Annotated in this window: 6 protein-coding genes and 1 pseudogene; 3 read left to right on the top strand and 4 right to left on the bottom strand. The window is 73.9% G+C overall.

Translation table 11 applies throughout. The features are described from left to right. The 4 genes and pseudogenes from K353_RS33015 to K353_RS33000 form a co-directional block, all read right to left on the bottom strand. A pseudogene (locus tag K353_RS33015) lies at positions 1-1,436 on the bottom strand (hypothetical protein); the annotation flags it as partial. 3 nt (positions 1,437-1,439) lie between these two features. Continuing rightward, on the bottom strand, positions 1,440-2,282 hold the full coding sequence (locus tag K353_RS33010) for a hypothetical protein (RefSeq protein WP_111557158.1): 843 nt from the start codon (positions 2,280-2,282) through the stop codon (positions 1,440-1,442). A gap of 1,641 nt (positions 2,283-3,923) precedes the next feature. After that, a complete protein-coding gene (locus K353_RS33005) occupies positions 3,924-4,604 on the bottom strand; it encodes a response regulator transcription factor (protein ID WP_199528321.1) in 681 nt (226 codons plus the stop codon). Next, positions 4,601-5,767: a HAMP domain-containing sensor histidine kinase gene (locus K353_RS33000; RefSeq protein WP_233533988.1), complete on the bottom strand. Its 1,167-nt coding sequence runs from the start codon at positions 5,765-5,767 to the stop codon at positions 4,601-4,603. The genes K353_RS33005 and K353_RS33000 overlap by 4 nt, the downstream gene beginning before the upstream one ends. A 143-nt stretch (positions 5,768-5,910) precedes the next feature. Between K353_RS33000 and K353_RS32995 the strand changes: the two genes are divergently transcribed. Genes K353_RS32995 through K353_RS32985 form a run of 3 tightly spaced genes read left to right on the top strand, consistent with a single transcriptional unit; the run spans position 5,911 to position 9,121 of the window. After that, complete coding sequence (locus tag K353_RS32995; RefSeq protein WP_111557157.1) at positions 5,911-6,843, top strand: ABC transporter ATP-binding protein; 933 nt, start codon at positions 5,911-5,913, stop codon at positions 6,841-6,843. Then, entirely contained in the window at positions 6,840-8,378 is a 1,539-nt protein-coding gene (locus K353_RS32990) for an ABC transporter permease subunit (protein WP_111557156.1), read from the top strand. The genes K353_RS32995 and K353_RS32990 overlap by 4 nt, the downstream gene beginning before the upstream one ends. Further along, on the top strand, positions 8,375-9,121 hold the full coding sequence (locus tag K353_RS32985) for an ABC transporter permease (protein ID WP_233533987.1): 747 nt from the start codon (positions 8,375-8,377) through the stop codon (positions 9,119-9,121). The genes K353_RS32990 and K353_RS32985 overlap by 4 nt, the downstream gene beginning before the upstream one ends. Positions 9,122-9,750: the final 629 nt, after the last annotated feature.

The following is a 9,750-nucleotide window of genomic DNA, read 5'->3' as shown; positions in this document are numbered from 1 at the left end:
TCCTGACGCAGCGGCACCGACTCACGCGGCTGCGGCGCGGGCTCGTGCCGCTCCACCGGACCGTCCTGACGCAGTGGCACCAACTCGCGCGGCTGCGGCGGTGTGACTGTTCGGGGCTGCGATCGCGGTGGCGCCGAATCGGCCTTCGTTGTGGGCTCGGGCGTCTGGGCGCGCGGTGCCGGGGCGTCCTGGATGTGCTGGCCGGTCCGGTCGTGCGGGGTGGGGGGTGTGGAGGCCGCGCTGCTGTGGCCGGAGCCGGGGCCGAACGGGACCAGGCCGTCTGCCTTCGACCCGCCTCCCGCCCCCGTCCCTGAAGGGTGGGGGGTGGAGGGACTCGTGTTCGTGGTCTCCGTCACGGCGCGGCCGCGGCCACCGCTGCCGGAGGGGGTTCCGGCGGGTCCGTGGTAGGTGCCGCCGCCCGAGGACGTGGTGGACTTGTTGAAGGTGGCCGGCCCGTCGTGCCCGGCACCGGCACCGGCTCCGCTGCTCCCGCTGCCGCTCCCGCCGTGGAGGTCGAGTTTGGGGGCCGGGGGTGCGGGCGGGGGGCTGATGTGGCCCTTGATTCCCGCTGCACCGGCGTGCAGGCCCGCGCCGGCCGCTCCGGACAGGCCGGAGCCGAGCAGGGAATCGCCGTCGACCTTGCCGGTGGTGGCCAGTTGGGCGGAGACGTCGGCACCGACGCCGGCCGCGGCGCCGGTGACCATCTTGCCGGGGACGGAGCCGACCATGTCCTTGGCGCCGATCTTCGCGCCGCCCGCACCGATGCCCTTTCCGATCAGGTGCGCGGCCGCGCCGCCCGCCGCACCGCCCAGGACGCTGCGGCCGAACTCCTTTCCGTCGATGCTCTTCCGGTGGCCCTCCGCGACCTCGATGGTCTGGGCGAGCAGGTTGATCGCGCCCATCTGTGCGGCCATCTTGGCCGCCATCTCCAGCGTTTCCCGCAGAAGCGTCTGCAGTATCTCCCCAACCGTCTCACGCACGATGCCGACCTCCACCGGGATCTGCGCCAGCGAGGCGCCCGCGGTGAAGGGAGCCTCGGCCTCGGCGGTGGCCACCTGGAAGGCGAGGATGCCGAGCTGCGCGATGATCTGGATCTTCGCGGTCTCGGCGGAGTTCGCCACCTGTTCCAGCATGTCTCCCATGGCGTTCAGCGCGTTGACGGTGCCGGGCAGGTAGCCGGGGTTCTCCGGAGTGCCCTCGCCGACCGTGTACGTGTCCCAATACGTGCCCAACGCCTCGGCAGCGGTGCCCTTCTGGCCGTCCAGAGCTTGCTTGACGGCCGAATCGGCGCTCTGCGCCGCGTCCTGGAGCCCCTGGGCCGTCTTGCGGCAGTGGTCGGCCATGTCACGCAGTTGGTCCTCGTCGGCCTCGGGCCAACGCGTTCCGGCGAGTAGCAGGAAGACCCACTGGAGTGGTTCGGGGATTTCGACAGCCATGGGTCAGTGCCTTCCGCGCGGGGTGATCTGCGGCGTCATCGGGACGTGGACGGGTGAGGACGGGACGGACGGGGAGCCGGGCATCTGCACGGTGCTCTCGATGCCGCCGAGATCGGAGACGACGCTTTCGTCGGCGTCCCGGTAGTTGCCCGCCATCTGCTTCAACCCGTCGGCGATGCCCTTGATCGAGTCGGGCAGGCTCTTGAACGTCTTCATGGTGTCGTGGCTGAACTTCAGGTAGCCCTTCTCCCCCTCGGAGAACTTCTTGCCCGACTTGTCGTCGCCCCACGGGTTCTGGGCCTCCAGCGCTGGCAGGAAAGCGCTCAGCGAACGGTAGAGGTCGGCGATCTGCTCGGAAGCGGCCATCACCGGCGACACAGCCGCCCGGTACTTTTCCGGGTCGACCTGGAAACCCGCCCCGGCATCCGACGTGTCACCCTCCTGCTTCGCCCCCGACCCGGCTGAGGGCTCTCCGCCTTCCTCACGGGCCACGAAGCTTCCCGCCTGCGGTGCAGCGAGCGCTCCCGAGGAAGCACGACCCTGCTGCTGCGCCTCCGGTGAGGCGTGCTGCGCCTCCAACGGCGTCCCCTGCCGTTGGTACTGCGCCTCCAACGGCGTCCCCTGCCGCACCGGCGAGGAACCCTCCGGCCGCAACACACCCCGCCCCGCCGCCTCCGACGGCTCGTACCCCTGCCGTTGCACTTCCAACGGCGTGGGTTCGGGCGCGGCCGTACCGACGTGGACCGGGGTGGGCTCCACCGGTTCCCGGGGCGTCAGTCGGCCGGTGGCTGCGGGTTCAGCCGTCGTGTCGAATTCGGCGGTCCGGGCCTGCTCGTCGTTGCTCACGCGGATTTTCCTTCGTCGGTGCGGGTGGCGGCGGGCCCGCGGCCGGGCGGGAGCGGGCGGGTGTGCCCGTGGTCGGGGCTGGTTCGTCCGGCGGGGACGGACGCGGCGGCGGTCGGCGGACCGCCCGGGGTCCGGACGGTCGCTCTCGGTCCTGCGCCGGTGGTCGACCGTGCCGGGGGTTCGGGAGGGCGGTGGTCGCGTTCCGGATCGTGCGGTCGTGGTGGTCGGTGCCGGGGTCGATGGCGCCGATCGGCGCCATGGGCGGCGGCAGGGTCGGTCTCGCCCCGGACCTCGGACACACCTGGCGCAGGCGTGGGGGGGCGGCGGTTCGACCGGGCGCGGGCCGGGTGACGCGACGGCGGTGTCAGTGATCCGGCTGAGGGCGGTGGCCCGCTCCCTTACCGTCAGCGCGGTGCCGGACCGGTGCCCTGCGCGTTCCCTCCCGTAGGCGCTGCCTCTCGCACCGGGGGACGACTCCGTCCCCGGGCCCGTTCGCGTGGTCGGCCGGGGCCGCTCACCGAGGACGCGCTCCAAGAGCGCCTGACTGAGCAGACCGGTCCTACGGGCGGATGCCCGTACCTGCTTGGCTGCGGTCCGCGACGCACGGGTCGGCCTGTCGGGTGCTCCGAGCGGTCCCGTGATCTCCTCGGCCGCCGTCCCGACGTGGCCGAGGTCGATCCACACCGTCTTTCCCGGCATCAGACGGTCCCCTCCCGGGCTTCTTGTGACGGCCACCGGCGCGGCCGCGCCGGTGGCCGGCTGCGGAAGGCCTTCGGGCTTACTCGCACCGAACCGCTCCCGCGCCACCCTAGCCCGTCCGAGTGAGCGCGTACATCCGAGCCGTTACCGCGATATGACGACCCGTCACGGCGAACAGTCCGCCGACTCGGCAGCCGTCCACCGGAGGACGGCCGGTCGGCGGCTGCGCCCCGGCCCCTTGGCGATCGCCGAGCAAATCGGGTGGGCCTTGACGCTGCTTCCCTTCGTGACCGGCGGGACGGGCTCCGGGTCCGGGTAGGGGCCCGCCTCGGCGGAACTGATCGGCGAAGCCCACCGGGGGCCAGGTCTTGGCGGTGGAACGGAACCGGTCCTGGCGGGATGAAAGTCCGTCGGGTCGGCCCGGTCGGGGATGGGCGCCGCAGGCGGCGCGGGACGGCGAGGACCTTGCGGAGGACGGTGGCGTCGCCTCCGGTGAGAGTGCCGCCGGCGGCGAGGTGGGCGAGCAGGCTCCGGTGGGAGCGGTTCCGGTCCGGGTCGATGCGCCACATCGAGTCCGGCGCGGAGAGATCGCCTCGAACCGGCGCGACGAGCAGGAGGTGTCCGTCCTGTGCCTGCGCGTCCTCCAGTCCGCGCCCTGGTCCACGTGGACGTCCTGATGCTCCAGGACGTTCTGGGCGAGCCCGAACGGGGCGAGCTCCCACCCCGGCCGACCGGTGCGGCCCGGCCCCGCTGTCCTGGGCCCGCGTGTGCCCCCACGGGGAGGTGAACCTCGGCATGGGCACCCGCCTGAACCTCGCCGCAGTGAAGCTGCCCGGCCCCCGCGGGCCGGCGGACGCAGGCGACCGACAGCCGTCCGGGCGTGCAGGATCTCGGGTCCGGTCGAAGCCGGTCCGCGGTCAGCCGTCGACCGCTCCGGTGGCCTCATGCGCCGGGCTGCGCGTCGGGGTCCGCGATGCGGTAGCCGATCGTGGGGACGGTGGTGATCAGCGGCGGGCTGCCGAGCTTGCGGCGCAAGCGGCCGATGGTGACCGCGACGGTGTTGGTGAACGGGTCGGCGTGCTCGTCCCAGACCTGTTCCAGCAGGGCCTCCGCGCTCAGGAACCCGGGGGTGGCCCGCAGTAGCGCGGAAAGGACCTCGAACTCCTTGACGGAGAGGTCGAGTCGGTGTCCGTCGCGGGTGGCGCTGCGGCGGACCGGGTCGAGTTCGACGCCCGCCGCGCGCAGCAGCCTGGCCTTGGCGTAGGGGCGGCGACGGGCCAGCGCGCGGACACGCAGCACGAGTTCGGGGAAGTGGAAGGGCTTGACGAGGTAGTCGTCGGCGCCCAGGCCCAGGCCGCCGACGCGGTCGGCGGGGGTGTCTGCGGCGGTCAGCATGAGCACCGTGGGCCGCTCGTCGTGTTCGGTGATCATCTGGCAGAGCGTGTCGCCGTGCAGGCCCGGCAGGTCCCGGTCCAGGACCACCACTTCGTAGCCGTTGACGTCGAGCTTGGCCGCGGCCTCCAGGCCGTCGTAGGCGACGTCCACCGCCATGCCCTGGTCGCGCAGACCTTCGGCGACCAGATCCGCCAGCGCGCGAGCGTCCTCCACCACGAGCACTCTCATCCGGTCGCCTCCGCGGGGACGGGTACGGTGACGGTGACGCGCAGGCCTCCGCCGGGAAGGGCGTGCAGGTCCAGGCGGCCGTCGTGCGCCTCGACGACCGCGGCCACGATGGCGAGCCCGAGGCCGGACCCGTTGCCGCCCGTCCGGTCGGGTCCGCCGCGGCGGAACGGGCGGGTGAGCTCCGTGACCTGGTCCGCCGCGAGCGCCTTCCCGCCGTTCTCCACGACCAGCTGGACCCCCGTCCCGACGGCCCGTACGTCGACGCGGACCCAGCCGTCCGGTTCGTTGTGGACGACGGCGTTGTCGACGAGGTTCTCCACGAGTCGCCGCAGCAGGGTCCGGTTCCCCCGCACCGGTGGGACCGGAACGTCGGCCGGCGGCGGCCCGGCGGGGAGCCCTCGCGCGACGAGCGCGTCCGCAGCGAGCTCGTCCAGGGCGACGGCCTCCGCGGCGGGCAGCTCGTGGCGGGCCCTGGCCAAGGTCAGCAGGCCCTCCAACAGCCGGTCCACCTGTTCGAGTTCGGTGCGCACCCGGCCGGCCAGGACGCGGGTCTGCTCCGGCAGGGGCGCGGGCTTGGCGAGAGTGACGTCCACCGCCGCGCGCATGGTCGCCAGCGGGGTGCGCAGCTCGTGCGAGGCGTCGGCAACGAACCGCCGCTCTGCGGCGAAGGCGCCTTCGAGGCGCCCGAGCAGTTCGTCGATGGTGTCGCCGAGGTCGCGCAGTTCGTCGCGCGGGCCGTCGACGGCGAGGCGCTCGTGCAGGTTGTCGGCGGAGATCCGGCGGGTGGTGGCGGTCATGGTGCGCAGCGGGCGCAGCATCCGTCCGGCGGCGTACCAGCCGAGCGCCGGCGAGAGCACACCCATCACCAGCAGGCCGACCGCGGAGCCGAGCAGCTGCTGCTGCGTCTGCCGGTCCTGCGCCTGCGCCAGCTGGTGTTCCAGGGACGCGATCCGCTCCTGCGCGGCAGCCGGTACGCCCGCCGCGGAGGAGCCTGAGCCGGGGCCCGGGGAGGCGACCACCGAGCCGCCCGCGAAGAAGCCGACGACAGCGAGCATCACGGCGCCCGAGGCGAGGAACAGCCCGGCGTACAGGCGGGTGAACCGCCAGCGCACGCTGCGCCGACGCGGCGTGCGCGCCCGTCGGGAAAGCCTGTCGTCCTGCACCCGCGTTCCTTCCTCGGCCTCTGTCCTGCCCGATCAGGCTAGGTGAGCCGACCTAACAGCGGCGTGACGGCGGCCGTTCCGGCCTTGTCACCCCGGCCCGCGCACCGTGGAGCTTACGGACACGGAACGAGTGGAGGGGATCCATGGAGGTCGGGATCGAGGTCGAGGGCCTGCGCAAACGCTTCGGCGCGACGCAGGCACTGGACGGGATGAGCTTCGCGGTGCGGCCGGGCCGGGTGACCGGCTTCGTCGGACCGAACGGCGCAGGCAAGTCGACGACGATGCGAGTGGTGCTGGGCCTGGACGCGCCCGACGCGGGACGGGCACTGGTCGGCGGGCACCTCTACCGGGACCTGCGGGAGCCGCTGCGCCGGCTCGGCTCGCTGCTGGACGCCGGTGCGCCGCAACCGGGCCGGACCGCCCGCAACCACCTGCTCTGGCTGGCCCGCACCCAGGGTCTGCCACCGAGCCGGGTCGACCAGGTCCTGGCCCAGGTCGGGCTGGGTGACGCCGCGCGCCGCCGAGCAGGTGGCTTCTCCCTCGGCATGCGCCAGCGACTCGGCATCGCAGCGGCGTTGCTGGGGGACCCGCCCGCGCTGATGCTGGACGAGCCGTTCAACGGCCTGGACCCGGAAGGCATCCGGTGGATCCGGGCGCTGCTGGCCGCCTGGGCGGCGGAGGGACGCGCCGTGCTGGTCTCCAGCCATCTGATGCCCGAACTGGAAGGCGTGGCCGATCACCTGGTCGTCGTCGGCCGCGGGCGGGTCATCGCCGATGTGGGCGTGAGGGAGCTGCTGACGCGTGTCGCCGCCGGGCGGGTGACACTTCGGACGGGCGAGCCGCACGCGGCAGCCGAGACCCTCGGCCGGGCCGGGGCTCTGGTGCAGACGGCCGGGCCGGACACACTGACCGTGACCGGCCTGGCCGGGGAGGCCATCGTGGCCCGGCTGACCGGGGCGGGGATCCAGTTCGCCGAACTGGCGGCACATCGCGCCGGCTTGGAGGAGGCGTACCTCGAACTCACCCGGGACGCCGTGCAGTACCACGGGACCGTGGCCGGGGAGGCCGGGCGATGAGGCGGACGCTGCACTCCGAGTGGACCAAGTTCCGGACCGTGCGCGGCTGGGTGCTGGGCGCTGTCGGCGCCGCCCTGGTCGCGGTGCTCTTCCTGCTGGCCGGCACCGTCTCCTCCAACCAGCACCAGGGCGAAGCCGCCGCGCTGCCGATCGGGCCTGGCGGCGAGGCGGTCAACGACAACTTCTCCTTCCTCCACCGTGCGCTGACCGGCGACGGCTCGCTGACGGTGCGCGTCACCGCACTGACGGGCGTGCTCGCCGACGCGAACGGTGGTGGCAGCCCGGGCAGCGGACGGGACGGCGGTCCGGGCGGCACCTCGACGGGCGTCACACCGTGGGCCAAGGCCGGGCTCATCATCAGGGCGAGCCTCGTCCGGGGCTCCTCCTACACCGCCGTCATGGCCACCGGCGCGCACGGCGTCCGGATGCAGAACGACTACGTCCACGACCGTGCGGGCGATCTGACGGCGCATCCGACCACAGCGAAGCCGCAGTGGCTGCGCCTGGTCCGCACCGGGACGACCGTCACCGGCTACGACTCGGCGGATGGGGACCACTGGACCGCGATCGGCACCGCGACCGTTCCGGCCGGGACCGTCCGGGCCGGACTCTTCGTCACCGCCCCCGCCGCCGTGCAGGCGGCCGGAGGCGGCGGCGGCTCCCCGGCCACGGCGACCGGCACGTTCGGCCGGCCTGCGTTGACCGGCGCGTGGTCGGGCGGGGAGGCAGGGGGCTGGACGTATACGCAGGTGGGCGACGACGCGGGAAGCTCGGGCAGCTACGCGCCCGGGACCTCCGGCGGCTCCCGGATGAGTGGGGACGGCTTCGCGCTCACCGGCGCGGGCGACATCGCGCCGGTCGTCGGCGGGCCTGCGGGCGGTCCGGCGTGGACCGTCGAGACCTTCCTCCTCGGCAGCTTCGCCGGGCTGATCGTGGTCGGCGTCGTGGCCGCCCAGTTCGCCGCCGGTGAGTACCGGCGCGGGCTGCTCGGCCTCACTCTGGCCGCCACGCCGCGGCGGGGACGGGTACTGGCCGCCAAGGCCGTCGTCGTCGCGGCGGTCGGCTTCGCTGTCGGTGCGGGCGCGGCCGCGGTGAGCCTGCCCCTGGGGGACGCTCGCGCCCACGCCGCGAAGTTCACCGTGCTGACCGTGCCCCTGGCGACACAGGTGCGGGCGGTCCTCGGCACCGGACTGCTGCTGGCCGCGACGGCCGTGCTGGCCCTGTCGCTCGGAGTCCTGCTGCGTCGCGGCGCGACCGGAATCACCGCGCTCGTCGCGCTGACCGTCCTTCCCTATCTGCTGGCCCTCGGCGGCGTGCTGCCGACCGCTCCTGCCCAGTGGCTGCTGCGGCTCACGCCGGCGGCAGGGTTCGCGGTCCAGCAGACGCTGCCGCACTACGAGCAGGTGCTCTCCGTCTATACCCCGGCCAACGGTTACTTTCCGCTGCCCCCGTGGGGCGGGTTCGCCGTTCTGCTCGCATGGGCGCTCGTCGCCCTGACGGCCGCGGCCGTCGTGCTGCGCCGGAGGGACGCGTGAAGGCACTGACGCTGCGGCGCGCCTGCCGATCCGAGTGGACGAAGCTGCGGACGGAGCCGGGCTTCCGGTGGCTGCTGGCGGGCCTGGTCGCGGTCACCGTGGCGGTGGGCGCAGCCACGTCCGTCACCGCGCGGACGGTCGGCGACCCGGCCCGGCTCGCGCTGAGCGGGGTGACCGTCGGTCAGACGCTCGCCGTCGTCCTGGCGGTGCTGAGCGTGGGCGGCGAGTACGGCAGCGGGTTGATCCAGCTGACCCTGTCGTCGGTGCCCGGACGGGCGACGGCCCTGACTGCGAAGGCGGCCGCGCTCGGCGCGGTGGTCGCGGTGGCGGGCGCCGTGGCGGTCCTCGGCTCGCTCGTAGCCGGTCTCCTGCTGCTCTCGGGCGGCCTCTCCCTCCTGGACGAGGCCGTCCTGCGGGCGGCGGTCGGCTCCGTGCTCTACCTGGTCCTGGTCACCCTGCTCGCTCTCGGCATCACCTTCGCTGTCCGTGACGGCGCGGTGGCGGCGGGCGCGGTTCTCGCGCTGCTGTACCTCTTCCCGCTGCTCATCCACGTCCTGACCGATTCCTGGCTGCAACGCCAACTCGCGCGCGTGGGACCGATGCCGGCCGGACTCGCCGTCCAGGCGACGACTGGACTGGACCGCCTGCCGATCGGGCCCTGGACGGGACTGGGCGTGCTGGCAATCTGGTCGGCCGCCTGCCTGGCAGTGGGCGCCGTACTCCTGAGAAGGAGGGACGCCTGACAGGACGAGACCCGGTGTCGGGTCTGTCCGGGCCGGCGGCTCTGTCCGGTCATCGGCGGTGACGCTGCGTGGTGATCGTTGGAGGCGGGGGCCACCAGCATGTCGGTCACCGGGCAGTGGCCGGGGCCGCGCATCCGGGTCCCTCTCCTTCCGGTCGCAGGTCGTGTCGGGGCGGCCCTGTTGCGGGCCGTCCCGGGGGCGGGTCGTCCACTGGCCGGTGGCGCAGTGGTGGTTCGCCTCGACGTACTCGCCGTCGGCCAGCTGGGTCTCCGTCGACCAGCCGCAGGTGCGTTCGGCCCGGCCGTCCCGGCCGATCTCGGGACCGTCGTCCTGGTCGCAGTCGTGGCCGGCGTCCACGCCGGTGCCGTCCTCGAACCGGGCGCCGGCCCCGTCCCCGCACACGCGGCACGCCCGCTCGGCGCCCCAGGTCACCGGCGCCTTCGTCTCGGCCGGACCCTGGTCCTCCTGCTGCTGCTCGGTCTGGACGGCCGCCAGGGCGGTCTGCCGGGCCGTCAGCTCCTCCTCGGCGCGGGCCCGCCTGCTTGCGCGGTCACGCGCCGGGCCGGAACCTAGGGTCGGCGCTGGCTGCCGGACGAACGGCATGACCACCACTGCCGTTGTCGCGCACC

Origin of the sequence: Kitasatospora sp. SolWspMP-SS2h, from assembly GCF_003259315.1 — a bacterium.
GTDB lineage: Bacteria > Actinomycetota > Actinomycetes > Streptomycetales > Streptomycetaceae > Kitasatospora > Kitasatospora fiedleri.
This window is presented reverse-complemented; position numbering and strand designations above follow the sequence as displayed.